The sequence below is a fragment of the Thioclava sp. DLFJ5-1 genome, from assembly GCF_002020115.1.
Lineage (GTDB): Bacteria > Pseudomonadota > Alphaproteobacteria > Rhodobacterales > Rhodobacteraceae > Thioclava > Thioclava sediminum.
Map to the genome: position 1 here is coordinate 267,339 of NZ_MPZU01000001.1, position 24,590 is coordinate 291,928.

Genomic DNA, 24,590 nt, shown 5'->3' on the forward strand with positions numbered 1-24,590 from the left:
GCTTGCAGGATAAACCACCCGGCCACAGGCGACGCACAGCGCCCACCCGAGGCTCGGGCGCGTCCCTTACCACCAAAACAAAAAGGCCGGGGTCTCCCCCGGCCTTTCGTATCTCTCGGCACATTCGATCAGAAGTGGATCGCGCGCCCGTAAGCGTCGAGCACCGACTCGTGCATCATCTCCGACAGGGTCGGGTGCGGGAAGACGGTGTTCATTAGGTCTTCCTCGGTGGTCTCGAGCTGACGACCCACGACATAGCCCTGGATCAGCTCGGTCACTTCCGCGCCGACCATATGCGCGCCCAGCAATTCGCCGGTCTTCGCGTCGAACACGGTCTTCACCAGACCTTCGCTTTCTCCCAGAGCGATCGCCTTGCCGTTGCCGATGAAGGGGAAGCGGCCGACCTTGATGTCATAGCCCGCCTCTTTCGCCTTCGCTTCGGTCATGCCGACCGAGGCGACCTGCGGCTGGCAATAGGTGCAGCCAGCGATCGAGCCCGGCTTGACCGGATGGGCATGCTTGCCCGCGATCAGCTCGGCCACCATCACGCCCTCATGGCTCGCCTTGTGCGCGAGCCAAGGTGCGCCCGCGATATCGCCGATGGCATAGAGCCCGTCGACGCCGGTGCGGCAGTATTCGTCGGTCACGACATGGGTGCGGTCGACCTTCACGCCCGCTTCTTCAAGGCCCAGATCCTCGACATTGCCGACGATACCGACCGCGGAGATCACCGTGTCGACCTCCAGCGTCTCGGTCTTGCCGCCCTTGTCGAGCGTCGCGATCACCTTGTCGGCCTTGCGGTCGAGCTTGGTCACAGTGGTCTTCTCGCGGATCGTCATGCCCTGCTTCTCGAACTGCTTCTTGGCGAATTTCGAGATTTCCTCGTCTTCGACAGGCAGCACGCGATCCATCACCTCGACGACCGTCGTCTCGGCGCCCAGCGTGTTGAAGAAGCTGGCGAATTCAATACCGATCGCGCCCGAGCCGATGACCAGCAGCTTCTTCGGCTCATGCGGCGGGTTGAGCGCGTGCTTGTAGGACCAAACGCGCTTGCCGTCGGCCTCGAGCCCCGGCAGGTTGCGCGCCCGCGCGCCGGTGGCCAGCACGATATTCTTGGCGGTCAACTCTTCGCTACCCTTGTCGGTTTTCACCGAAACCTTGCCCTTGCCGGCAAGCTTCGCCGTGCCCATCACGACATCGACCTTGTTCTTCTTGAGCAGATGGCCGACGCCGGAGGCGAGCTGCTTCGCCACCCCGCGCGAGCGTTTCACCACCGCGTCGAGGTCATAGCCGAACTTCTCGGCGCTGAGACCGAAATCCTTCGCGCGCTCCATCAGGTGGAACACCTCGGCCGAGCGCAAGAGCGCCTTCGTGGGGATACAGCCCCAGTTGAGGCAGATGCCGCCCAGATGCTCGCGCTCAACGATCGCGACCTTGAGGCCCAGCTGCGCGCCCCGGATGGCGCTGACATAGCCCCCCGGCCCTGCCCCGATCACAATCATGTCGTAGCTCTTCGATGCCATGTCTTCCCTCCGGTCAGAAACTGGTTTGGCATTAAACTATTTTACGGACAGCTTCAACTCATCCGCATCCGCAAGCGCCTTGCGGTAGCCGCCCTGTTCCATGAATGCCTGTTCCTCGGGCGTTGTTTCGCGATCTAGCGCGGAATTGCGCCAAGGGAAGCGCCCGAACCGTTCGATCACTGAACGATGTGCGCGCGCATGGCGCAGGTTATCCTCCGAGCGCCAGCGCTCGGCGAACAGAGAGACCGCCCGGTCCTGATCGGCAAGTTCCTCGGAATGCATGAAAGGCAGATAGAAGAATTGCTGTAGCGGCGGGCCGATCTGCAGGTCGAACCCTTCGGCGATCGCGCGATCGGCATAGCGGCGCGCCATCGGATCAGTCTGAAAGGCGCGCGGGTCCTCGCGGAACATGTTGCGCGGGAACTGATCGAGCAGCAGCAAAAGCGCCAGCGCACCCTCGGCGTTCCGCTCCCATTCGCTCAGCGCGCCTTGCGCCCCCACCTGCCACAGCGGCGCATAGCGGCGCCGGATCGCGGCGTCGATCTGCTCGCTCGACTGGTACCAGTATTTCTCGCCGACCTCGATACGCCAGAAGCGTATAATCTCGTTGATGCGATCCATGGTGACGGCCCTCCCCTGCCGTGCCTGCCCCGCCTGATCTTCAGATCATGGTAGGGCAAGCGCAGGGGCAGGCAAAGGGGGCTTGCGTCAGCCGGTGGTCTCGGTGCGCTTGTCGGCCTCGGACGGCTCTTCCGCCTCGGCCTCGGCTTCCGCTTCGGCTTCGGCTTCCGCTTCTTCCTGAGCGACTTCGAGACGAGCCTCGACCGCGACCGCCGTCGCCGTCGGCGAGAGCAGCGTGTAGGAGCCGGTCTCGTCCGCCGAAGGCGCTTCGCGGCGCGTCATCCGCCATGCCGCATAACCCGCGATCCCGGCACAAAGCACCCCGATATAGAGGAAGAACCCGCCCGGCCCCATGACGCTCATGAGCCAACCGGTCACCAGCGGCCCCGCCACCGCACCAAGCCCGTTGATGAACATCAGCCCCGCCGAAGCGGACGCCATATCGGAATAATCGAGATAATCGTTCGTATAGGCGATCAGCAGTGAATAGAGCGGGTTGGCCACACCGCCGATCAGCGCCGCCCCGATCAGCAGCACCCAGAAGGGCGGGTTCGTCGCGAAGATCGCGAAGGTCACCACCGCACCTACAAGCGCCGCCCCCATGATCACGCGGCGCCGGTCCATCCGGTCCGAAGCCCATCCGATGGGATATTGCAGAAAGAGGCCACCCACATAGATCGCCGCCACGAATGCCGATATCTGCTTCACGTTGAGCCCTTCGGCCGTGCCCCAGACCGAGGCCATGCCGAACATCGCCGAGATGATGCCGCCCAGCAGGAAGATCCCCACCATGCCCAGCGGCGAGGCTTCCCAGAGCCGCCTGAAGGTCATGCGCTGGATCGTCTCGAAGCTGGGAGCGGGCGAGGCCGCGAGCAGGATCGGCGTGAAGGACAGCGACACCAGCACCGAGGGGATCACGAAGAGGAGATAGCCCGCCGGGTCACCCACGTTCAGCAGCAGCTGCGCGGTGACGATGCCGAACATCTGCATGATCATGTAAAGCGACAGCGCCTGCCCGCGCGTCTCGTTGGTGGAACCCGCGTTCAGCCAGCTTTCCGCCGTGATATACACGCCCGAGAAGGAGAAGCCGATCAGCACGCGCAACGCCACCCAGGAGGGCCAGTTCGGAAAGGCGGCATAAAGGACGAGGATCGCCGAGATCAGCGAGCCGAGCGCCGCGAAGACCCGCACGTGACCGACGCGCGCGATCATCTCCGGCACCATGCGCGACCCGAACAGGAAGCCCGCGAAATAGGCCGACATGACGAGCGACATGAAGAAAGTGTCGATACCCTCGATCTTGCCGCGGATACCAAGCAGCGTGCCCTGCATCCCGTTGCCGACCATCAAGAGCATGATGCCCAGCAATAGCGGCCATGTCTGGCGCAGCACTAACAACATGTCTTGGACTCCCGGGGACTGATTTGGATTGCGTCGTGTCGCGGCATCTAGTCCGCAGCGGAGACATTTCCAAGCCCTGAAAGCGACTCTACGGAATTAGAAGCGACGCATCGCCGTAAGAGAAGAAACGATAGCCCGTCTTAACCGCATGATCGTAAATTTCGCGTATACGGTCCTGGCCCATCAAAGCCGAGACCAGCATTAGCAGCGTCGATTTCGGCAGGTGGAAATTCGTCATCAGCGCGTCGGTGATGCGGAACTCGAAGCCGGGATAGATGAAGATGTCGGTGGCATCGCGGAACGGCACGATATGGCCTTTCGCGCCGCCCTCGGCGCGCGCGGCGCTTTCAATCAGGCGCAGCGCGGTGGTGCCCACGGGGATGACGCGGCCGCCCGCCTGTTTGGTCGCGTTGATCTCGGCTGCCGCCTCTTCGCTCACCTCGCCCCATTCGGCATGCATCTTGTGCGTGGTGACGTCCTCGACCTTCACCGGCAGGAAGGTGCCCGCCCCGACATGGAGCGTGACTTCGGTGAACTCCACGCCCTTGGCGGCCAGCGCCTCGAGCAGTTCGCGGGTGAAATGCAGGCTGGCGGTCGGGGCCGCGACCGCACCGGAATGGCATGCGAAGACGGTCTGGTAATCGCGCTTGTCCTCGTCATCGGGGGCACGCAGCGCCGCGATATAGGGCGGCAGCGGCATCGCGCCCGCCTCAGCCAGTGCCGCGTCGAAATCCTCGCCCGACAGGTTGAAGCTGAGCCGCAGCTGGCCGTTCTCGATAGCCTCGACCCTGGCCGAGAGCGCGTCGGAGAAGACGATCTCCTCGCCCTCCTTCACCTTGCGCAAAGGCTTGGCCAGCGCCGACCATTCGCCGCCCGGTGCGGGCTCCAGAAGCGTCACCTCGACCTTCGCGACCACCTCGCCCTGCGCGCTTTGCCGGGTCCGGGTGCCTGCCAGCCGCGCCGGGATCACCTTGGTGTTGTTGAGCACCAGCCGGTCGCCGGGGCGGAAGATGTCGATCAAGTCGCGCACATGGCGGTCATGGATCGTGTCGCCCTCGGCCAGCAGCAGCCGCGCCGCATCGCGCGGGCGCGCAGGTCGCGTCGCAATCAGCCCCTCGGGGAGCTCGAAATCGAAATCGTCTAGCTTCATCGTCAGCCTTATTCGCTCAGCACCTTGGGCGGCCCCGCCCGGAACAACTCGCGCAGACCGCCCGGCGCGAGCACCGACAGCGGGTTGATCGAGACCTTCGGCGCATCGGAGCTTCCGCGCAGCGAGTAGTTGAACCCGAAAAGCCCCTCGCCTTGCTTGGAGATGACCTGACCGATCCCGTTCACGAGATAGAAAGGCGAGATCACGCCCTTCATGTTCAGTGTCTTCGATTGCGGGTAATAGTTGCCCGTCATCGTCACCCCCATAGAGGCCCCCACGGCGGCGCCCCGTGTGACACTCACCCCGTTGGGCGTCAAGCGGAAGGCGCCGTCGACCGAGCTGAACAGGATGCCATCGCCGCTGAGCTGCTCCAGCAGCCCCACGCCCGAGGCCGCGGACAGCAGCGAGGCCAGAACCGGCGCGTCCTTCACCCGCAGGTTTGCGACCGTGAGCTTGCCGTCATAGCTTTTCTGCCCAAGCGGCGTCAGCACCAGCGCGCCCTGCCCGCCGCGGGCCTTGGTGAAGATCCCGGTCGCCGCCAGCGCGCGGCCTGCGTCGCGGGTTTGCGCGCGCACCGCGACGCGCCCGCCCGCAGCCGGGATCACCGTGCCGTCGATCGGCGCGCTGCCGTTCAACTGCCCCTGGAACCGGCCCGAGAGACCGCCCCGCGTGTTGAAATCGCCCCGGAAGCCCGTCAGCGCGATGCCATCCGTGATCTGTACCCGGTCGAGGGCCGCGCTGATCGCCGTGCCGGCACCGCCCGCGCTAGCACCCGCACCACCGCCCAAATCCGCCTTGGCGAGGTCCAGCCTGCCCGAGGTGACATTCACTTTCGGCGGGCGCGCCTTGCCCTGACCGATCAGATCGACGCTGCCGGTGAACCAGTTGCCGACGCTCAGGCTCGAGAACCGCGCCCGGTTCAGCCCGCCGCCCTTGTTCAAGGTGATGTCGCCCTGCGTCTTCAGCCCCGCAGCACTCAGCGACAGGCTGTCGACCTGCGGCGGCGCGCCAAGCGTGCCGGACATTTTCAGATCGCCCGCACTGCCCGGCGCTTTGCTCCAGCCGATTTCCGGGATCGACAGGCGGATCCCCTGCAACGCGCTCGCGAAGGTGAACCGCGTCGGTTGATCCTTGCGCAGCTCGAGCGCGATACGGCCCTTACCCGAACCGCGCACCATGCCGTTGGGCAGCGCAATCCCCAGCCGGTCGAGCCCATCGGGGCTGACATCGACCGTGCCCGCGACCTCCGAGCGCCCCTTGTTCTCCGGCCCGAATTTCTGCGTCCAGGCGGCATCGAACCCGACACCGGACAGAGTGCCCTTGCCCGAGATCGTCATCCCTTGGGGATCGGCCTTCAGCGTCAACAAATCGGACCGCAGCGGCCGGTCGGGCACCAGCGTGTCGCTCTTTACTTCGGTCAGCCGGGCGGTCACGTCGAAATCGATCTCGTCCTGCGGCACATTGGGCTTCAGCGGTAACCGGATCACCGAGCGCGCCTCGGCCCAACCCTGAGCCACATCGGTGCTCATGCCCGCCTTGCTGAGGAATTCGAATGGCGGCTGGTCGAGCAGCGACAGAGCCGCCGGGATTGGCGAGCGCGTCATCAGCGTGACCTTCGCCGGGGCGGGTTTGATGCGGATATCGGGCACGATGAGCGACGAGCCCGTCACCTCGATCCGCCCGCCCGAAGGCGCGGTCACATGCCCCTCCTCGACCTTAAGCGCCTGCCGCGTGTCGATGATCGTGGCAAAGCCCCGGCCCTGCTGCACGGGCGGCAGCGTTTTGATGATCCGCACATCCGCGCCCCGGAACTCGTAGCCGAGCGCCAGTTTCGGCTGCGCGCCCGGCACGAGCCGCAGCGCCACGCGGGCATTGCGCAGCTGGCCCGTGGTCACGTTCTTCTCGAGCCATTCGCGGGTCTTCGGCACGACCGCAGGCGGCCAGAGCGCGAGCAGCTTGGTCTGGTCGATCTGGTCGATCCCGGCATCGAGCGCGACTTTCCAGCCGTCCTTCTCGGCGCTGACCTTGCCGCTCGCCGAGATCGTCGTGTCGCCCTGGTCGTTGAGTTCCAGCTGGCCGATATCGATGCGGAACGGATCGAGGTTAAGCCGGAAATCGACCGCCCCTTGCGCGAATTGCACCGGGCTCTCGAACAGGCCTGCCGGATCGAGCTGCAGGTCGGAAATCGCGATCTGGCCGACGATCTTCTTCGGCACGCCGCCTTCTAGATCGCGCAGATAGGTGTGGCCTGCCGCCTTCAGGCGCAGCGCCCGGCTGTTGAGCGAAAGCGTCGAGACCTCGACGCGCTGCCGTTTCGGATCGTAGTTGAGATAGAGCTTGCCGTTCTCAATCGGGATCGGGTTCACGCCCTCATTGGGCCGGATCGCGCCGCGCCCGATCTCGAGCATCGCGTTCATCCCGGTCAGTTCGCCCTTGTCGTTGAGCCCCGAGCGCAGCGCCCCCGAGATCGGCGCATCGAGCACGCCGAGCGCCGCGAGCGCCGGGGCCTGAACCGCCAGATCGCGCGCCGGAAGCGCAGTCACCGCGGCCCCGAAACTGGCTTCACGGCTGGCTTTCTGCGTGGTCATCGACAGCGCGACCTGCGCCGGTTTCGTCTGCCCGCTGCCCAAATCGAACCCCAGCGCGACCGAGATTTCACTGTCGCTTTGAGTCAGCTTGAAGCGGCCATCGGTGACCTTCCAGAGCCGGTCGAGCCGCTCGTCCATCAGCCGGATCTGCAGGTCCTCAGCGCTGATCTGCTGCAGCCGGGACAGCGCCGGAACCTCCAGGGTTTTCTCAAAGGTCTCAATGAGATCGGAAGCGTTGTTCAAGTCGATATTGGCGAAGCGATTGCCGCCGCCGAAATCGAGATCCAGATTGCCGTCGGGCAGACGATGCAACGACAGGCTCGCCCCGCGCAGCCGAAACGAGCGCGGCTCGACCCGCCCGCGCAGCAAAGGCTCCGCCCAGAGCGTCATGCGCAATTCCGGCAGGACCGCGATCGGCAGTCCCGAGGGCCGCTCCAGCCGCACCGTGTTCAGCCGGATCCTAGGGCGGATGCCATCGTCGATGTAAAGATCGATCCCGCCGGACAGCCGGACCCGCATCTGGCCTTGCAAGGCGTCATTTGCGCGGGTCTCGATGCGCGAGACGATCCATTGCGGCACGGCGACCGCGCGATGCGTGATGACGAGAAAGGCGCCGGCAGCCACGACTCCGAGAAACAGGAAGCTGAGAACGAGGAGCAGACCGGTGCGGGCACGGCGGCCGCGGCTTACCGAAGTCGCTGCCCCGGGCTGGGTCTCGGCCCCGGATTTGGGCGTCGCGGCATCGCTCAACGACGCCTCGCCCGCCCTCTCGGGCGTGCCGGACGTTTCGCGACTATCGGGACGCTGTCTCTCCATACCGTTCGTCTTGCGCCCGTTGGATCGGGGCTTTTTCTCCCTCGGCGGCGGCGCGTGCCGACCCCGTCTCGTTTGCCGGGCCCACCGCGCGCGGTCTTGCCCGGGTCTCCTGCCTCGTGGTTAAGTCTCGCGCAAGCGGGCGCGGAAAGTAAGCCCCGAACTTGCAAGGAGGTTCCCCAATGATCGAGTCAGGCGAAAAAGCGCCGGAGTTCACCCTGCCTGCCACGGGCGGCAAGAGCTTCGAAACGCTCGGAAATCCGATCACGGAAGACGGAAATCTGACGCTGTCGGCCTTTGCGGGCCGTCCGGTCGTGCTGTATTTCTACCCCAAGGACAACACGCCCGGCTGCACCACCGAAGCGCTCGATTTCACCCGGCTCGCCCCGGACTTCGCCGAGGCTGGCGCGGTCGTCATCGGCATTTCGAAAGATAGCCTGAAGAAGCACGAGAATTTCTGCGCCAAGCATGATCTGGGCATCTACCTTGCCTCGGACGATGGTGGCGAGACCTGCGAAAGCTACGGGGTCTGGGCAGAAAAATCCATGTATGGCAAAACCTTCTGGGGCATTGTTCGTGCGACCTTCCTGATCGGCGCGGACGGCAAGGTGGCGAAGGTTTGGCCGAAAGTGAAAGTCAAAGGCCACGCCGAAGAGGTGCTCGAAGCCGCCCGCGACCTGGGCTGAGCCGCCAAGCGGGCGCAGCCCCCCGCATGGCACCCCGGCGGGCGGCTCATGCCGCGCCGCGGGGGCGTCGTGCGGCGCGCGCCCATCGGCAAGTGCGGATCACACCAACGTGACGCCCGGATGACCAGCTGGGACGAAACCGCCGGGCCGCCCTCCCTTTTGGGCAGAAAACCGCTCATACCGCGCGCGCGAGGGAACCGTGACCAAATGCGAGGGGGAAAGAGGTTGCCCGGACCTGCCCCCCTTGGTAATCCCATTGCTCAAGGGCGGAGGACTTATCCACAAGCAGGACGGGTGCGCCGCCGCAAGTGACGTGCGGCCCCGTGGCCGCGCCTGATCCGCAACAAACACAGGACCGACCGGCTTGCCTAGACGCATTCTCGACCGCCTGAACACCCGTCTCGAGCGCATCCTGCCCGAACAGCGGCTGTTTCTGAAATCAGACAGCGCCACGCGGTTCGTCCGACTGCGCCCCCTCACCCAAGCGAGTGTACTGGCGATCGGCGCAGGCGTGTTCGTGTGGTCGATGGCCGCGACCTCGATGCTCTTCATCGACGGGATTTCCTCCGGCGGGGCTGAACAGAACGACAAGGTTGCAAAGGTTGCCTTCGAACGCCGCCTCGACGCGCTCTCGCAAGAGCGTGACGCCCGCGCCGCCGAAGCCCTCGCCGCACAGGACCGTTTCCAGACCGCCCTCGAGCAGGTCTCGAAGATGCAATCCACGCTGCTCGCCTCGGAAGAGCGCAAGCGAGAGCTGGAGACCGGGATCGGCGTGATCCAGGCGACCCTGCGCCGCACCATGGACGAGCGCGACACCGCCCGGCTCGCGTTGGCCAAGGCCGAGGGCAAAGGCCCCGATGCAGGTCCGACGCCGATCGCCCGCGCCGAGGACATGGAGAAGACGGTCGACATGCTGTCCACCGCGCTCGGCGAGACCGCGAAGGAACGCGACACGGCGAATGCCGATGCCAAGACCGCGCAGCTGCAGATGGACAAGATCGCGCTGCAGAAGCGTCTCCTCGAACAGCGCAACGACGAAATCTTCACCACGCTCGAAGGTGCGGTGAAAATCTCGATGGAGCCGCTCGACAAGGTCTTCAAACAGGCGGGGATGGATCCCGATCACGTCCTCAAGGAAATCAAGCGGGGCTATTCGGGCACCGGCGGACCGCTCTCGCCGATCTCGCTCTCAACCAAGGGCACGGCCGATCTCGATGGCGACACCGCGCGCGCCGAGAACATCCTGCGCAAGCTCGACGAGATGAACATGTATCGCATCGCCGTCGACAAACTGCCCTTCTCGATGCCGGTGAAGGCCCATTTCCGCTTCTCGTCGCCCTTCGGCTGGCGTTGGGGCCGGATGCATGAGGGCGTCGATATGGCCGCCCCGATCGGCACCAAGGTCTATGCCCCTGCCGACGGCGTCGTGATCGCCGCCGAGCACGAGCGTGGCTACGGCAATATCGTCAAGATCCGCCACGAGTTCGGCATCACCACCCGCTACGGCCACCTCAACAAATTCCACGTGAAAGTCGGGCAAAAAGTGTCGCAAGGCGAGTGGATTGCTGATATGGGCAATACCGGACACTCCACGGGACCGCATCTGCACTACGAGATCCGGCTCGGAGGCAAGCCAATTAACCCGATGACCTTCATCAAGGCTGGTAAGAATGTTTTCTAAATCGAAAATCCATGAACCGGGCCCCAAGGCCGACGGCGACAAGCCCAAAACCGGTGAGAGCTCGACCGCTCCGAGCCGCCCGACGTCCAGCTCGAGCGACTACACGCCGAGCGCCGCGCCGCGCTCGAAGCCCGCGCCCTCGGTTCTCTCCTCGGACCTGACCATCACCGGCAACGTCAAGACGACCGGCGACATCCAGATCGAAGGCACCGTCGAAGGCGACATCCGCGCCCATCTGCTGACCGTCGGCGAAAGCGCCACGATCAAGGGTGAGATCATGGCAGACGACGTCGTGGTCAATGGCCGCGTCGTGGGCCGTGTGCGCGGCCTGAAGGTGCGCCTGACCTCGACCGCACGCGTCGAAGGCGACATCATCCACAAGACTATCGCGATCGAGAGCGGTGCGCATTTCGAAGGTTCGGTGCAGCGTCAGGACGACCCGCTGCAGACCGGTCAGGGCACGCGGAAACTCGCGCCCCCGGCCTCCGAGACCGCCGCCGCAGCACCGGCGCCGACGGGGTCGGAACAGAAATAAAATCAGGCGATAGCCAGAGCAGGAGGGGCGGCCGATCGGGTCGCCCTTTTATTTTGCGCCGGTGCCATGCGGCGATGTGGAGAAAGGGGCGCTGCCCCTCTTCGCATGCGCGAATTCACCCCGGGATATTTCGGCCAAGCCGAAAGAATATCCTGCGTTTTCGCCTTGGTGGAAATATCCCGGGGGGCCCGCAGCGCGGGGGCAGAGCCCCCTAGACCTGCCCCCATAGAAAAGCGCGCCGCGTGGGGGTGCCACGGGCGCGCCAGGTTGGAAAGGCGGGGCATGAGACCGGGTTCGGTCCCTGCCCCGCTCGGCTTATTTCACGACCGTCTCCGGCCCCATCGCCATCGTCGGCAGCCATGTCGACAGGAATGGCACATAGGTGACCAGGATCAGGAAGACGAAGAGCACGGCGAGGAAGGGCGCGGCCGCCTTCACGACCCGCATGATCGGCATCCCCGCCACCCCGGAGGTCACGAAGAGGTTCAGCCCCACCGGTGGCGTGATCATCCCGATCTCCATGTTCACCACCATAATGATGCCGAGATGGATCGGATCGACGCCCAGCTCGATCGCGATCGGGAAGACCAGCGGCGCGACGATCAGGATCAGGCCCGAGGGTTCCATGAACTGGCCGCCGATCAGCAGGATGATGTTGACGATCACGAGGAACATGATCTTGCCCAGACCCGCGCCGAGCAGGGCCTCGGTGATCTTCTGCGGGATCTGCTCGTCGGTCAGCACGTGCTTGAGGATCAGCGCGTTGGCGATGATGAACATCAGCGTGATCGTCAGCTTGCCCGCCTCGAACAGCGTGTCGCGCGTGCCCTTGTGCCAGATCGCGGTGAAGATTGCCTGCGGCTTCTTCAGAAGCGAAGTTTTCTGCTCGCCCTCATCGAGCGGGCCCATGTCGCGATAGATGAAGTTCGCGACGAACCACGCATAGACGGCGGCCACGGCGGCGGCCTCGGTGGGGGTAAAGATGCCGCCGGTGATGCCGGGGATGCCGTAGAGTCCGACCATGATGATCGCGATCAGCATCAGGCCCCAGAACGCGTCGATGAAGCTTGCGGCGACCTCGCCCCAGCCCTGCCACTCGCCTTTCGGCAGGTTGCGCTTGATCGCGAAGAACAGGATCGTGGCCATCAGCATCACGCCCGCCATCAGGCCCGGAATGACGCCCGCGAGGAACATCCGGCCCACCGACACGTCGGTCGCCGAGGCATAGACCACCATCACGATCGACGGCGGGATCAGGATGCCCAAGGTGCCCGCGTTACAGATCACACCGGCAGCGAAATCCTTCGAATAGCCCACCTGCCGCATCGCCGCGATGACGATGGAGCCGATGGCGACCACGGTTGCAGGCGACGAGCCCGAGAGTGCCGCGAACAGCATACAGGCGAAGACGCCTGCGATGGCCAGACCGCCCGGCAGGTGGCCCACCACGGCGATTGCGAAGCGGATGATGCGCTGCGCCACGCCGCCCGTCGACATGAAGCTCGAGGCGAGGATGAAGAACGGGATCGCCAGCAGCGTCGCGTGGTTGTCCATCGCGTCGTAGAGCGACTGGGCGATGGAGGCGAGCGAGGCGTCCGAGAAGATCAGCAGGAACAGCGTCGACGCGAGACCCAGAGAGACCGCGATCGGCACGCCGATCAGCATGAAGCCGATCACCATCACGAAAAGGAACAGGATATCCATGCCTCAGTCACCCTTGTTGATATGGGCCACGTCGGCCACTTGGTCTTCGGCTTCGTGGCTCACGATCAGCGCCGACCGCTTGCCCACGGCGACCCCGATTGCCGCCTGCACGAAGCGGATCAGCAGAAGCGTCACGCCGATCGGCAGGATCAGGTAAGGGATGAAGCGCGGCAGCTTGTCATAGGCCTCGCCCATGTTGAACCGATCCCCCAGCCAGACGGCGAGCCAATGCGCGATCGGCACCTGATCGGTCTCGTAGAAGGCGCGGTCGCGGGTGTCCTGAAAGCCCGTCGGGAACCAGCGGCCCGAGGTCTGATCGAAGCCCGCGAAGGGGGCCCAGTAATCCCATGCGCCTTTCAGCAGCAGCACCGCGTAGAGGATGCAAAGGCCGGCGGCGACGAGGCTCATGACCTTGCGCGGGCCGGGGCGCAGCATGTTGATGATCGCATCGACGCCCAGGTGAGCGGTCACTTTCACCGCGTAGCTCATGCCCAGCAGCACCAGCCAGGCAAACAGGATCAGCGTCGTCTCCAGCCCCCAGATCAGCGAGGAGTTGAAGACGTAGCGCAGCACGACATTGACGAAGGTGATCACGGTCATCGTGCCGAGGATCAACGCGATCAGCGTCTCCTCCAGATGATGGATCGCCCGCGAAACCCCGTTGCGCGGCTCATAGCGCTGGCTCATGGCTCACTCCGGTCTGAGATCGAGAGGTGAAAGTGGCGCGCGCGGGTATGTGGGGGGGCCGCGCGCGCCGTGAGATCGGGCGACAGGTGGGGGCTGACGCCCGTCCGTTCGGATCAGTGCTTGGCGTTGATCGCCTGCGCTGCGTCGATGTTTTCCTGACCGACGTCATCCTTGAACTGGTCCCAGACCGGCTTCATCGCATCGACCCATTGCTGGCGCTGCTCGGGCGTCAGTTCGCGGATCGTGGCACCGGCGTCGAGGATCGCCTGACGGTTCTCTTCGTTCACCTGGTTCACTGCGGAGTTACGCTCTTGGGTGACCTCGTCGAGGATCGACTTGATCTGGTCGCGCATCGCCGGGTCGAGGCTGTCCCACCAATCGACCGAGGTCACGACCATATAGTCGAGCAGGCCGTGGTTGGTCTCGGTGATGCCGTCCTGCACTTCGTAGAACTTCTGGCCGTAGATGTTCGACCAGGTGTTTTCCTGCCCGTCGACGACGCCGGTCTGCAGCGCGCCGTAGACTTCCGAGAAGGCCATCGGCTGCGGCGAGGCGCCAAGCGCTTCCATCTGCGCGATGAGCACGTCGGAGGGCTGCACGCGGAACTTCAGACCCTTTGCATCGCCCGGCACCAGCAGCGGCTTGTTGGCCGAGAACTGCTTGAGGCCGTTATGCCAGAAATCGAGGCCCAGCAGACCGCGACGCACCATCGCCTCTTTCATCTTCTGACCGATGTCGGAGTTCTGGAATTCGTCCACGGCTTCCATGTTCTTGAACATGAAGGGCAGATCGAAGATGCGGTATTTCTTGGTGAAGGTCTCGAATTTCGACAGCGAGGGCGCGGCCATCTGCACATCGCCCTGCAGCATCGCTTCCAGCACCTGGTCATCGTTGTAGAGGGTGGAGTTCGGGTAGACCTCGACGCAGGCCTTGCCGTCCATCTCTTCGTTCACGCGCTTGGCGAACAGCGCAGCCGCGATCCCTTTCGGATGCTTGTCGGCGTTGGTGACGTGGCTGAACTTGATGACCATCTCGCCTTCGTCGCAGCCCGTCGGATCGGCCATTGCGACCGAGGCCGAAGCCATGAGAGCGAGCGCCGAAACGGCGGCGGTAAATTTATTCATAATGTCCTCCCGGAATTCATGTCACGCCGGTCCTCCCCGGCATTGGGGCCAGCAGAAAGCCGCCGAGAGATCCGATCAACTGTTTCGTGAAACTCTTGTGACGAAGGGATTATATGAGCAAAATAAGCATCTTACGATGAAACCTTCATTATGACGCGCGGAGGCGTGTGCGAAATCCCGCACAGATCGAACCGGATCAGTGCGAATCCTCGCCCGCCGCTAGTCCCGATACTCCTCGGGCCGAAGCCCGTGGCGCGCGAGCTTGTCGTAGAAGGTCTTGCGCGGCAGTTTCAGCGCCGCCGCCGCCTCGGTCGCATTGCCGCCCGCGCGGGTCAGCGCCTCGGCCAGCAGCGACTTCTCGACCGCCGCCATGCGCTCGGACAGACCAAGCTCCTCCGGCGGCTCGCCCGCCTCAAGCCCCATCGCGAAGCGCATCGCCTCGGACATCAGCGCGCGGGCATTGCCCGGCCAGTCGCGCGCCATCAACTGCGCGGTCATCTCGGGCGGGATTTCGGGGGCGCGCAGATTGGCCTGTTCGCAGGCGGTGGCGACGTAATGGCGAAACAGCGCGGGAATATCCTCGGGGCGCTCGGACAGCGAGGGGATACGCACTTTCAACGCCTCCAGCCGCCAGTAGAGATCGGGGTGGAAGCGCCCGGCCCGCGCCTCGCCCGGCAGATCGCGATAGGTGCCTGCGATCAGGCGCGTAGCGGGCCGGGTTTCCAAAAGCTCGATCAGCGCGAACTGTGCGGGGCGCGGCAGATCGGCCACCTCATCAAGATAAAGCGTCCCGCCCTCGGCCTGTGCGAAGCCCGCCTCCAACGCCGCTACGTCGAGGCCCGCCGCGGCGAGCTTCACGAAGGGCCGCCGCGCATTGGTGGACAGCAGGTGGATCACCTCGGCCAGCTTGGAATTGCCCGCCCCCGGCGCGCCGGTGATCAACACCTCGGCGCCCGAGCGCGCGGCGCGACGGGCGGCTTCGCGCAAGCCCTCCGCCACCGGAGAGCTACCGACCAATATCCGCGCCGCCGCATCGCCGCGCTTGCCCGCAGCCCGCGAGAAGCGCGCCTCCATCACCCGCGCACGGTTCTCCAGCGCCTTCTCAACAACGGCCAGCAAGTCTTTCCCCGTGCAGGGCTTTTCGAGAAAATCGAAAGCACCGGCCGCCATCGCACGCACCGCCATCGGGACATCCGCCTCCCCGGTCAGCAGCACAACCGGCAGCTCCGCATCGGCCTTCTGCACGAGGTCCAGCAGCGCGAACCCGTCCTTGCCCGGCATGCGGATATCGGTGACCACGACCCCTTCGAACTCAGTCGAGATATGGTCCTTCGCCTCGATATAGCTGCCCGCGAGCGTCGGCTTCAGCCCCGCCAGTTCCAGCGTCTGCCCCAGCGCCTCGCGCACCGCGCGGTCGTCATCGACAAAGAGAACCCGGCGCATCATGTCTCCACCTCGATCGGTTTTGGTTGGGGCGTGGCCTCGCGCAGCTCGATGGTGAAACGCGCGCCGCCGCCGGGCACATTCTCGCCCCGCAGGGTGCCGCCGAACCCTTGCACCAGCCCGTAAGAGATCGAGAGGCCGAGGCCAAGCCCCTCCGCCGATCCCGCCTCCTTGGTCGAGTAGAACGGATCGAAGATGCGGTCCGGATCGGCGATACCCGGCCCGGTGTCGCGCAGGCTGAGGCGGATCACCCCGTCCGCGCGCGCCATGCGGATCGTCAGGCGGCGCTCGGGCTGCCCCTCCATCGCCTCGATCGCATTCGAGATCAGGTTGATGACGACCTGACTCAGCCGCACCTCGCCGCCCATCACGATGGCGGGAAAGTCGGGGCGCTGCCAGTCCACGGTGACGCCCGCGCGCCGCAGTCGCTCGTCGAGCATCTCCAGCGCGCTCTCCACCACCGCAGCCAGCCCGACGCGGGTCGCGGGTTCGCTTTCCTGTCGTGCGAATGCCCGGAGGTTGCGGATGATGCGCGCCATGCGATGCGCCATCGCGCCAATCTTGCCCAGCGTCTCGCCCGCCTCCTCGGTCCGACCGCGATCGAGCAGCAATTCGGCATTCTCGGCATAAGACGAGATCGCCATCAGCGGCTGGTTCAACTCGTGACTGATCCCCGCCGACATTTGCCCCAACGCCGAGAGCTTGCCCGCCTGCACGAGTTCGGCCTGCGTGCGGCGCAGCTCCTCGTTCGCGGTCGACAGCTCCGCCGTGCGTTCGGCGACGCGGACTTCGAGCGCGGCATTGGCCTCGGAGAGGGCCTGCCTGCGCTCCCACAGGGCGAACATCACCGCCCCTACGGCGAGGAACCCGGCCGCGGTCGAAAGGGCAGCGAGCCGCGCCGCGCGCAGCACCGGATCGGCGGCTGCGAGGGCATGCCCCTCCATCTCGATCACCGGCAAGGCGCGCGAGACGTCCAGTGCGGGACCGGAAAGCGAGCCATCTCCCGACACCAGGCGATGACCCGCAAGGTTGCGTTCGCGCAGGTGCAACACCCCGGCGAGCGACCCCGCCGGATAGGTCGCGGGATCGGGCTTTGCGCCGGGCTCGGACAGCAGCACCAGATCGGTGCGGTTGGTCAGGAAACTCACGCCGCTTTCATCGGTGAACCAGACCGGCACCGGGTTGCCGCGCCCCTCGGCCTCGACATCCTCGGCATTCAGCCGCAGCAGAACGATCCCCGCGACACTTCCGCCCGAGGCGAAGACCGGGGCCGCGAAGACGAACAGCCGATCGCCGGTATCGGGGTCCACGAAATGCTCCGACCCGGTCGCGCCTTGCGCCGCCCGCGCCAGCGCCCGGTTCATCGTGACCCGGTCGGGGCTATCCGCCGGACCTGCGAGCACCGTGCCCCCCGGCGCGATCAGCCAGATGTCGCGCGCGCCCGCATGGTCGGCGAGGCGCTGAAGCGTCAGGCTCACCGCCGCATCGCGCCATGTGCCGACCGCCTTGCCCCCTTCGGCGAAACGCGCCGCCAGCGCCACCACGTCGGGATGATCGGCGGCCAGTACCGCCACCTCGCGAAACTGCAAAAGTGCTGCCACCAGACGATCCGAGGCCAGCCGCAGATCGGATTGCCCCTGCGCTTCGATCCGCGCCAGACCCTCGCGCGCCGAGACCCGCCACACCCCGATAGAGGCGGCGAGCGTCAGCGCGATCCAGATCAGCAATATGGCGACACGGCCCAGCATCAGCACTCTCCTCCCCCTTTCCTTGCGCCTACTGCGCGGCAATGCAAGGCAGCGCGTCACCTTGGCCTTGCATCGGGCGGCGCCTTCTGCCCAATCTGGCCCCGAGTAACCGGAGCGCCGATGCAGACCCTTTCCCAATCCCCGCTCGATCCAGAATTCGTCCAGAACCCCTACCCGTTCTACGACCGGGTGCGACAAGGCGGGCCGTTGGTGCAATGGCCCGAATACGGGTTTCGCGTCACCGCGCGGGCCGCGATTGTCGGCATGGCGCTGCGCGACCGGCGGCTGGGACGCGAGGCCCCGCCCGAGCAGGCGGTGGACATCCCCAAGCACCTCGAACCCTTCTACGCCATCGAGCGTCATTCGATGCTGGAACTGGAAGCCCCGACGCATACCCGGCTGCGCAAGCTGGTGACGAAGGCCTTCACCCCGCGCCGGATCGCAGGGATGCAAGACGAGATCGCCGCGCTCTGCCACCGGCTGATCGACGATCTGCCCGAGGACGGCTGCGACCTGCTGGAACATTTCGCCAAACCCCTGCCCGTGATCGTGATCGCACGGCTTCTGGGCGTGCCCGAAAGCGACGCGGACAAGCTCTTGGCGTGGTCGAATGCGATGGTGCAGATGTATCAGGCGCGCCGCGATATCAGCCTCGAGGAAGACGCCGCGCGCGCTTCGGCGGACTTCGCGGCCTATCTGGGCGATCTGATCGAGACCCGCCGCAAAGCGCCCGGGGAAGATCTGATCTCGGAGCTGATCGCGGTTGAGGAGGAAGGCACCCATCTGACCCGCGACGAGCTGATCTCGACCGTGATCTTGCTGTTGAATGCGGGGCACGAGGCGACCGTCCATCAGATCGGCAACAGCGTAAAGACGCTGATCGAGCAGAGCGTCGCCCCCCATTGGCTGGAGCCCGCGCGGATCGACGGCACCATCGAGGAGCTGCTGCGCTTCGATCCGCCGCTGCATCTGTTCACGCGCTGGCTCTATGAGGACATGGAGTTTCAGGGACAGGTGCTGCGCAAGGGCGAGCGGATCGGGCTGTTGCTCGCCGGTGCAAACCACGACCCGTCGGCCTGGGACGATGCGAGCGTCTTCGACCCGTCGCGCCCCGTGCGCACCAATTTCGGCTTCGGCGCGGGGGCGCATTTCTGCATCGGCGCGCCGCTGGCGCGTCTGGAGCTGAAACTCGCCCTGCCGATGCTGATGGAGCGGCTACAGGGGCTCGATCTGCCGCGCCGCCCCTATTACGCGGATCTCTATCACTTCCACGGGCTGGAGAAGCTGCAGGTCACCTATACCAAGCGCTAAGCCTCACAACGGCAGCGCGGTGGTGGATTTCAGCTCCTCCATCGAGAGAAGTGCGGTCACGTTGTGGATTTTCACTTCCGAGATCAGCGCCTGATAGAAGCGGTCATAGGCGCGCGCATTCTCGACCCGCACTTTCAGGATGTAGTCGATATCTCCCGCCAGACGGTGTGCCTCCATCACTTCGGGGCGCGCGCGAAGGGTGGCGAGGAACTTGTCTTGCCACTCGGCCTCATGCTCGGAGGTGCGGATCAGAACGAAGAAGCAGGCATCGAAGCCAAGCGCCTCGGGATCGAGGATCGCGGTCTGCTTCCCGATCACCCCCGCCGCACGCAATTTGCGAATCCGGTTCCACACCGGGGTCTTGGAAGACCCTGTTTTCCGCGCGATTTCGTCGAGCGACTGGCTCGCATCGTCCTGAAGCTCCGCGAGGATTTTCCGATCCAGCTCGTCGATCTGCACCGCCATTCCGATTTCCCTCCGCTTGTTAGGAGATTGTCACTCCCCCCAAATCCATAAGGAACGAATGTCCTTATTGGCAAGGGGATATGGTCAAAAACTGGAATAATTTCCTATATTCACGCTCAAGACGCAGACGAGGAGCGTGACATGGAAACTCTCGAAACTCAGACCCAGGTGACCCTTGCTGGCGCAGGTCCGGGCGATCCGGACCTGCTGACCGTGGCGGTGCTGCGCGAGATGATGTGCGCCGACGTGATCCTGCACGACACGCTGGTGAGCGCTGAGGTGCTCGCGCTCGCGGGTCCGCAGGCGCAGCTGATCGAGACCGGCAAGACCGGCTTCGGCCCCTCGATGAAGCAAAGCGACATCTCGTCCCTGATCGTCCGCCTCGCGCAGGAAGGCCAGCGGGTACTGCGCCTGAAATCGGGCGATCCGGGCGTGTTCGGTCGGCTGGGCGAAGAACTGGACGCGCTCGACGCGGCCGGGATCGCCTATCGCGTACTGCCGGGCATCACCGCGGCTTCCGCTGCCGCTGCCTCGCTCGGCCAGAGCCTAACCGAACGTGGCCGCAATCGCGAGCTGCGCCTGCTCACCGGTCATGACGCCGACGGGCTGGCCGAACAGGATTGGGCCGCGCTGGCCCGCCCCGGCGCTGTCGCCGCGATCTATATGGGCAAGCGTGCGGCGCGCTACGTGCAGGGACGCCTGATGATGCATGGCGCCTCCCCCGCGACCCCTGCCTGTGTGGTCGAGAACGCCTCGCGCGCCGATCAGGTGATCCGCCCCGCGACGCTCGCCACCCTGCCCACCGTGACCGCCGAGGCCAAAGGCCCCGCCGTGATCCTTCTCGGGCTCGCCCCGCGCGACGCCCGCACCGCCCTCAAGGAGGCCGTGCTATGAGCAAGAAATTCATCCCCGGCGTGATCAGCGCCAATGACCTGCGCGAAGGCCATGTCGTTTACATGAACGACGCGGGCCAATGGGTGCTGCGCCTCAAGGATGCAGCCTTCCTCGACGATCCGGTGATCGCGGACATGTGGCTCGATCTGGCCAATGCCCAGCCCGAGAAAGTCGTCGGCGCCTATCTCGCGCCTGCCACGCTCGGTCCGAACGGTCCCGAGCCCGCGCATTTCCGTGAGGCCTTCCGCGCCTCCGGCCCCTCCATCGAGCTACCCGGGAGCTGATCCATGTTCCAACCCAGCGATTTCGACCGCGCCGCCGTCCGCGCGCGCGCCGAGCAGTTTCGCCATCAGGTCGCGCGCCGCCTCGACGGCAGCTTGACCGAGGACGAGTTCAAGCCGCTGCGCCTGATGAACGGGCTCTATCTGCAGCTGCACGCGTATATGCTGCGCGTGGCGATCCCCTATGGCACGATCGAAGCCCGGCAGATGCGCCAGCTCGCCAAGATCGCAGATGCCTGGGATCGCGGCTACGGGCATTTCACGACGCGCCAGAACATCCAGTTCAACTGGCCGAAGCTGATCGATGTGCCGGATATGATTGACGCGCTCGCCGATGTGGGCATGCACGCGATCCAGACCTCGGGCAACGCGATCCGCAACACGACGACGGATGCCTTCGCAGGTGCCGCCGCCGATGAGATCGCCGATCCGCGCCCCTATGCGGAACTGATCCGTCAATGGTCCACCGACCATCCGGAATTCCAGTTCCTGCCGCGCAAGTTCAAGATCGCGATCAATGGCGCCGAGGCCGACCGGGCTGCGATCCGCGCCCATGACGTGGGTCTGCAGCTGGTCGAGCGCGACGGCGAGATCGGGTTCCAGGTCTTCGTCGGCGGCGGTCTCGGCCGCACCCCGATGATCGGGAAGGAAATCCGCAGCTTCCTGCCCGCGGTCGATCTGCTGCCCTATCTGGAATCGATCGTCGCCGCATGGAACCTCGCGGGACGGCGCGACAACAAGTACAAGGCGCGCATCAAGATCACCGTACACGAACTTGGAATCGATACGTTTTCCGAGATGGTCGAGGCTGAATTCCCGGCCCGGCGCGCGGCGTTCAAGGGCGCGGACCAAGCGATCCTCGCCGATCTCAAGGCACAATTCGCCCCGCCCGCGCTGCCCGCCCGGGAGAGCGAGAGCTTCGAGACCGCGCTCAATGTCGACGCGCTTCTGCGCGACTGGGCCGCGCGCTCGGTCTCGCCCCATCACAACCCCGACTACGGGGTCGTCACGGTCAGTCTGAAGGATCACGGCGCGCCTCCGGGCGATGCCACGTCCGACCAGATGCGCCTGCTCGCAGACCTTGCCGAGCGCTACGGTCAGTCGGAGTTGCGCATCAGCCACGAGCAGAACGTGATCCTGCCGCATATCGCGAAGGCCGATCTGCCCGCGCTGTTCGAGGCTCTGCGCAAGGGCGGCCTCGCCACGGCGAATATCGGTCTGACTTCGGATATCATCGCCTGCCCCGGCATGGATTACTGCGCGCTGGCCACGGCCCGCTCGATCCCGCTGGCGCAGCAGATTTCGACCCATTTCCGCGATCTCGGACTGGAGCAGGAGATCGGTGCGCTCAAGATCAAGATCTCGGGCTGCATCAATGCCTGCGGCCACCACCATCTGGGCCATATCGGCATTCTCGGTCTCGACCGTGCGGGCGTGGAGAACTACCAGATCACGCTTGGCGGCGACGCGACCGAGACGATGGCGCTTGGGGAACGTGCTGGCCCCGGCTTCGCCTATACCGAGGTGATTCCCGCCCTGGAGCGTCTGCTGCGCGCCTATCTCGAGGTGCGTGAAAGCGCCACCGAGAGCTTCCTCGACGCGCTGCGCCGCCTCGGCCCGGCCCCGTTCAAGGAAGCGCTCTATGCAGAGGCCCAACGCCATGCCGCTCAGTGATGGAACGGATATCGCCCCCCGCGTCGCCGGGCTGAACGAACGCTACCGTCACCACGCCGCAACCGCGGTGATGGAGCGGGCGTTGCGGGACCCCGACGTGGGCAATGTCGCGCTCGTTTCGTCCTTCGGGGCGGAATCGGTGGTGTTGCTGCATATGGTTTCGGTGATCGCGCCCGGCACGCCGGTGCTGTTCATCGACACGCAGATGCTGTTTCCCGAGACGCTTGCCTATCAGCGCGACGTCGCGGCCAAGCTGGGCCTGACCAATGTGCAGGTGATCCAGGCCGATGAGGCCGCGATTGCCCGCGACGACCCGGACGGCACGTTGCACCAGTACAGCACCGATGCCTGCTGCACCCTGCGCAAGACGGTGCCGCTGGAAAATGCGCTGTCGGGCTATGACGCGTGGATCACCGGGCGCAAACGCTTTCAGGGCGGCCAGCGCGCGGCGCTCGATTTCTTCGAGATCGAGACCGACAGCCGAATGAAGATCAACCCGCTCGCCCATTGGGACAAGCAGGATGTGCAGGATTACATGGTCGAGAACCGCCTGCCGCGCCACCCGCTCGTGGCGCAAGGCTATCCCTCGATCGGCTGCGCGCCCTGCACCTCGCCCGTCAAACCGGGCGAAGACGAACGCGCAGGCCGCTGGCGCGGCGCTGCCAAGACCGAATGCGGCATCCACTTCATCGGCGGCAAGGCCGTCCGTGTGAACAGTGAAGGCCAAGTGATTGAGAACAAGGAGAATGTGGCATGAGCGTGATCGTTCGCGACGACGGCTTCCACAATGACGACTTCACCGGGGCGAGCCTCGATATCGCGCCGGAGACCGATGCGGGCTACCTGCCTGCGCTGATCGAAGGCGCGGAGATGATCCGCGTCCTGTTCCCGACTTTCTCGGACGGGCGCGGCTTCTCGCTGGCGCGCCGCATCCGTGCGCTCGGCTTCACGGGTCGGCTGCGCGCGGCGGGCCCGCTGATCGCGGATCAATATGCGATGGCGCGGCGCGTGGGCTTCGACGAGGTCGAGATTCCGCCGGAACTGGCCGAGCGCCAGCCGCAGGCGCAATGGCTGTTCCGCGCCGATTGGGCCGCGCATGACTACCGTGCGCGACTGGCCGGCTGAGGCTTTCACCCGTCCGCGATATCCGATAGACCATAACGAAACCGGCAATTGAGCCAGATCAAGGGCCAGCGCTGACGCAAGCTGTATCCGATCTGTATATTTGCCAGACCGAGGCGCCTGCCCCGGCCCGAGAGAGATGTGACAATGAACGAGAGCGCCGTGACCGAGATCCCCAAGGTGAAGACCCTGCCCGACGCGCAGACCGTGACCGAAGTGACCCATTGGACGGACCGGCTGTTTTCCTTCCGCGTGAGCCGCCCGCAATCCCTGCGTTTTCGCTCGGGCGAGTTCGTGATGATCGGGCTGATGGGCGACAATGGCAAACCGCTGCTGCGCGCCTATTCCATCGCCTCGCCCAACTGGGACGAGGAGCTGGAATTCTACTCGATCAAGGTGCCCGACGGCCCGCTGACCTCGAAGCTGCAGCATATCAATGTGGGCGACCAGATCATCTTGCGCCCGAAGCCCGTGGGCACGCTGGTCCATGACGCGCTGCTGCCCGGCAAGCGGGTGTGGTTCCTCGCCACCGGCACCGGCATCGCGCCGTTCGCCTCGCTGATGCGCGACCCCGAGACCTACGACAAGTTCGACGAGGTCATCATGATGCATACCTGCCGCACGGTCGAGGAACTGGAATATGGCCGCCAGCTGGTCGAGAACCTGATCAACGATCCGCTGATTGGCGAGATGGTCGACGGCAAGCTGAAATACTACCCGACCACGACCCGTGAGGAATTCCATCACATGGGGCGGATCACCGACAATCTCGAGAACGGCAAGGTGTTCAAGGATCTCGGCCTCGAGCCGATGAACCCCGAGACCGACCGCGCGATGGTCTGCGGCTCGCTCGCCTTCAACAAGGACGTGATGGCGGTGCTCGAAGGGTTCGGGCTGCGCGAAGGTGCGAATTCCGAGCCGCGCGAATATGTGGTCGAGAAAGCCTTCGTCGGCGACGGTATCTGATCTGGGCCAAGGGGGCTCTGCCCCCTCGGGCTTCGCCCTCACCCCCGGGATATTTCTCAAGAGCGAAGATGGGCGTCTGTCCTGTTTTCGCTCTTTTCAAATATCCCGGGGGGGGCGCGGCAGCGCGCGGGGGCAGAGCCTCCTTGTGACCCAGCGTTTTTTCCGCCGCGACT

21 protein-coding genes are annotated in these 24,590 nt (G+C 65.1%); 10 read left to right on the plus strand and 11 right to left on the minus strand.

All coding sequences use genetic code 11. From position 1 onward, the window contains the following. Positions 1 to 128: 128 nt before the first annotated feature. The 5 genes from lpdA to BMI86_RS01335 form a co-directional block, all read right to left on the minus strand. On the minus strand, positions 129 to 1,523 hold the full coding sequence (gene lpdA, locus BMI86_RS01315; RefSeq protein WP_078539426.1) for a dihydrolipoyl dehydrogenase: 1,395 nt from the start codon (positions 1,521 to 1,523) through the stop codon (positions 129 to 131). Positions 1,524 to 1,559: 36 nt separating this feature from the next. After that, the gene (locus BMI86_RS01320; RefSeq protein WP_078539427.1) at positions 1,560 to 2,144 is read right to left on the minus strand and encodes a DUF924 family protein; all 585 of its coding nucleotides are present in this window, start codon (positions 2,142 to 2,144) and stop codon (positions 1,560 to 1,562) included. Between the two features lie 87 nt (positions 2,145 to 2,231). Continuing rightward, positions 2,232 to 3,545, minus strand: coding sequence for an MFS transporter (locus BMI86_RS01325; protein WP_078539428.1), 1,314 nt, complete (start codon positions 3,543 to 3,545; stop codon positions 2,232 to 2,234). A gap of 88 nt (positions 3,546 to 3,633) precedes the next feature. Next, positions 3,634 to 4,695, minus strand: coding sequence for a tRNA preQ1(34) S-adenosylmethionine ribosyltransferase-isomerase QueA (gene queA, locus BMI86_RS01330; RefSeq protein WP_078539429.1), 1,062 nt, complete (start codon positions 4,693 to 4,695; stop codon positions 3,634 to 3,636). 8 nt (positions 4,696 to 4,703) lie between these two features. Beyond that, a complete protein-coding gene (locus BMI86_RS01335; protein WP_078539430.1) occupies positions 4,704 to 8,099 on the minus strand; it encodes an AsmA-like C-terminal region-containing protein in 3,396 nt (1,131 codons plus the stop codon). A gap of 179 nt (positions 8,100 to 8,278) precedes the next feature. Between BMI86_RS01335 and BMI86_RS01340 the strand changes: the two genes are divergently transcribed. The 3 genes from BMI86_RS01340 to BMI86_RS01350 all read left to right on the plus strand — a co-directional run bounded on the left by BMI86_RS01340 (position 8,279) and on the right by BMI86_RS01350 (position 10,998). Continuing rightward, a complete protein-coding gene (locus tag BMI86_RS01340) occupies positions 8,279 to 8,782 on the plus strand; it encodes a peroxiredoxin (RefSeq protein ID WP_078539431.1) in 504 nt (167 codons plus the stop codon). A gap of 364 nt (positions 8,783 to 9,146) precedes the next feature. After that, on the plus strand, positions 9,147 to 10,463 hold the full coding sequence (locus BMI86_RS01345; RefSeq protein WP_078539432.1) for a M23 family metallopeptidase: 1,317 nt from the start codon (positions 9,147 to 9,149) through the stop codon (positions 10,461 to 10,463). Then, on the plus strand, positions 10,453 to 10,998 hold the full coding sequence (locus tag BMI86_RS01350; RefSeq protein ID WP_078519318.1) for a polymer-forming cytoskeletal protein: 546 nt from the start codon (positions 10,453 to 10,455) through the stop codon (positions 10,996 to 10,998). Before BMI86_RS01345 ends, BMI86_RS01350 begins: the two co-directional genes overlap by 11 nt. A gap of 315 nt (positions 10,999 to 11,313) precedes the next feature. Here the strand turns inward: BMI86_RS01350 and BMI86_RS01355 are convergent, their stop codons facing one another. From BMI86_RS01355 to BMI86_RS01375, 5 genes are all read right to left on the minus strand, one after another. Next, a complete protein-coding gene (locus BMI86_RS01355; protein WP_078539433.1) occupies positions 11,314 to 12,702 on the minus strand; it encodes a TRAP transporter large permease subunit in 1,389 nt (462 codons plus the stop codon). A gap of 3 nt (positions 12,703 to 12,705) precedes the next feature. Next, the gene (locus BMI86_RS01360; RefSeq protein ID WP_078539434.1) at positions 12,706 to 13,389 is read right to left on the minus strand and encodes a TRAP transporter small permease; all 684 of its coding nucleotides are present in this window, start codon (positions 13,387 to 13,389) and stop codon (positions 12,706 to 12,708) included. A 113-nt stretch (positions 13,390 to 13,502) separates the two neighbouring features. Continuing rightward, positions 13,503 to 14,513, minus strand: coding sequence for a TRAP transporter substrate-binding protein (locus BMI86_RS01365; RefSeq protein WP_078539435.1), 1,011 nt, complete (start codon positions 14,511 to 14,513; stop codon positions 13,503 to 13,505). A 219-nt stretch (positions 14,514 to 14,732) separates the two neighbouring features. Beyond that, entirely contained in the window at positions 14,733 to 15,959 is a 1,227-nt protein-coding gene (locus tag BMI86_RS01370; protein ID WP_078539436.1) for a sigma-54 dependent transcriptional regulator, read from the minus strand. Then, entirely contained in the window at positions 15,956 to 17,704 is a 1,749-nt protein-coding gene (locus BMI86_RS01375; RefSeq protein ID WP_078539437.1) for an ATP-binding protein, read from the minus strand. Before BMI86_RS01375 ends, BMI86_RS01370 begins: the two co-directional genes overlap by 4 nt. A gap of 120 nt (positions 17,705 to 17,824) precedes the next feature. Between BMI86_RS01375 and BMI86_RS01380 the strand changes: the two genes are divergently transcribed. Continuing rightward, positions 17,825 to 19,015, plus strand: coding sequence for a cytochrome P450 (locus BMI86_RS01380; RefSeq protein WP_078539438.1), 1,191 nt, complete (start codon positions 17,825 to 17,827; stop codon positions 19,013 to 19,015). A 3-nt stretch (positions 19,016 to 19,018) separates the two neighbouring features. On the opposite strand, the gene BMI86_RS01385 is transcribed toward BMI86_RS01380, so the two are convergent. Next, positions 19,019 to 19,480 (minus strand): Lrp/AsnC family transcriptional regulator, encoded by a 462-nt coding sequence (locus BMI86_RS01385; protein ID WP_078519325.1) that lies wholly within the window; start codon positions 19,478 to 19,480, stop codon positions 19,019 to 19,021. 141 nt (positions 19,481 to 19,621) lie between these two features. Between BMI86_RS01385 and cobA the strand changes: the two genes are divergently transcribed. From cobA to BMI86_RS01415, 6 genes are all read left to right on the plus strand, one after another. Then, on the plus strand, positions 19,622 to 20,374 hold the full coding sequence (cobA, locus tag BMI86_RS01390; protein WP_078539439.1) for a uroporphyrinogen-III C-methyltransferase: 753 nt from the start codon (positions 19,622 to 19,624) through the stop codon (positions 20,372 to 20,374). Next, positions 20,371 to 20,658 (plus strand): DUF2849 domain-containing protein, encoded by a 288-nt coding sequence (locus tag BMI86_RS01395; protein ID WP_078519327.1) that lies wholly within the window; start codon positions 20,371 to 20,373, stop codon positions 20,656 to 20,658. Before cobA ends, BMI86_RS01395 begins: the two co-directional genes overlap by 4 nt. 3 nt (positions 20,659 to 20,661) lie before the next feature. Next, a complete protein-coding gene (locus BMI86_RS01400) occupies positions 20,662 to 22,329 on the plus strand; it encodes a nitrite/sulfite reductase (protein ID WP_078539440.1) in 1,668 nt (555 codons plus the stop codon). Then, positions 22,316 to 23,086, plus strand: coding sequence for a phosphoadenylyl-sulfate reductase (locus BMI86_RS01405; RefSeq protein WP_078539441.1), 771 nt, complete (start codon positions 22,316 to 22,318; stop codon positions 23,084 to 23,086). Before BMI86_RS01400 ends, BMI86_RS01405 begins: the two co-directional genes overlap by 14 nt. Beyond that, the gene (locus BMI86_RS01410) at positions 23,083 to 23,454 is read left to right on the plus strand and encodes a DUF934 domain-containing protein (protein WP_078519329.1); all 372 of its coding nucleotides are present in this window, start codon (positions 23,083 to 23,085) and stop codon (positions 23,452 to 23,454) included. Before BMI86_RS01405 ends, BMI86_RS01410 begins: the two co-directional genes overlap by 4 nt. 144 nt (positions 23,455 to 23,598) lie before the next feature. Next, the gene (locus BMI86_RS01415) at positions 23,599 to 24,417 is read left to right on the plus strand and encodes a ferredoxin--NADP reductase (protein ID WP_078539442.1); all 819 of its coding nucleotides are present in this window, start codon (positions 23,599 to 23,601) and stop codon (positions 24,415 to 24,417) included. The last annotated feature ends 173 nt before the right edge of the window (positions 24,418 to 24,590 follow it).

Coding starts and splice junctions, on each gene's coding strand:
- cobA (WP_078539439.1), top strand. CDS start 19,622: ATGGAAACTCTCGAAACTCAGACCCAGGTGACCCTTGCTGGCGCAGGT.
- BMI86_RS01320 (WP_078539427.1), bottom strand. CDS start 2,144: ATGGATCGCATCAACGAGATTATACGCTTCTGGCGTATCGAGGTCGGC.
- lpdA (WP_078539426.1), bottom strand. CDS start 1,523: ATGGCATCGAAGAGCTACGACATGATTGTGATCGGGGCAGGGCCGGGG.
- BMI86_RS01335 (WP_078539430.1), bottom strand. CDS start 8,099: ATGGAGAGACAGCGTCCCGATAGTCGCGAAACGTCCGGCACGCCCGAG.
- BMI86_RS01385 (WP_078519325.1), bottom strand. CDS start 19,480: ATGGCGGTGCAGATCGACGAGCTGGATCGGAAAATCCTCGCGGAGCTT.
- BMI86_RS01375 (WP_078539437.1), bottom strand. CDS start 17,704: ATGCTGGGCCGTGTCGCCATATTGCTGATCTGGATCGCGCTGACGCTC.
- BMI86_RS01365 (WP_078539435.1), bottom strand. CDS start 14,513: ATGAATAAATTTACCGCCGCCGTTTCGGCGCTCGCTCTCATGGCTTCG.
- BMI86_RS01360 (WP_078539434.1), bottom strand. CDS start 13,389: ATGAGCCAGCGCTATGAGCCGCGCAACGGGGTTTCGCGGGCGATCCAT.
- BMI86_RS01415 (WP_078539442.1), top strand. CDS start 23,599: ATGAACGAGAGCGCCGTGACCGAGATCCCCAAGGTGAAGACCCTGCCC.
- BMI86_RS01400 (WP_078539440.1), top strand. CDS start 20,662: ATGTTCCAACCCAGCGATTTCGACCGCGCCGCCGTCCGCGCGCGCGCC.
- BMI86_RS01355 (WP_078539433.1), bottom strand. CDS start 12,702: ATGGATATCCTGTTCCTTTTCGTGATGGTGATCGGCTTCATGCTGATC.
- BMI86_RS01380 (WP_078539438.1), top strand. CDS start 17,825: ATGCAGACCCTTTCCCAATCCCCGCTCGATCCAGAATTCGTCCAGAAC.
- BMI86_RS01370 (WP_078539436.1), bottom strand. CDS start 15,959: ATGATGCGCCGGGTTCTCTTTGTCGATGACGACCGCGCGGTGCGCGAG.
- queA (WP_078539429.1), bottom strand. CDS start 4,695: ATGAAGCTAGACGATTTCGATTTCGAGCTCCCCGAGGGGCTGATTGCG.
- BMI86_RS01350 (WP_078519318.1), top strand. CDS start 10,453: ATGTTTTCTAAATCGAAAATCCATGAACCGGGCCCCAAGGCCGACGGC.
- BMI86_RS01340 (WP_078539431.1), top strand. CDS start 8,279: ATGATCGAGTCAGGCGAAAAAGCGCCGGAGTTCACCCTGCCTGCCACG.
- BMI86_RS01325 (WP_078539428.1), bottom strand. CDS start 3,545: ATGTTGTTAGTGCTGCGCCAGACATGGCCGCTATTGCTGGGCATCATG.
- BMI86_RS01405 (WP_078539441.1), top strand. CDS start 22,316: ATGCCGCTCAGTGATGGAACGGATATCGCCCCCCGCGTCGCCGGGCTG.
- BMI86_RS01395 (WP_078519327.1), top strand. CDS start 20,371: ATGAGCAAGAAATTCATCCCCGGCGTGATCAGCGCCAATGACCTGCGC.
- BMI86_RS01410 (WP_078519329.1), top strand. CDS start 23,083: ATGAGCGTGATCGTTCGCGACGACGGCTTCCACAATGACGACTTCACC.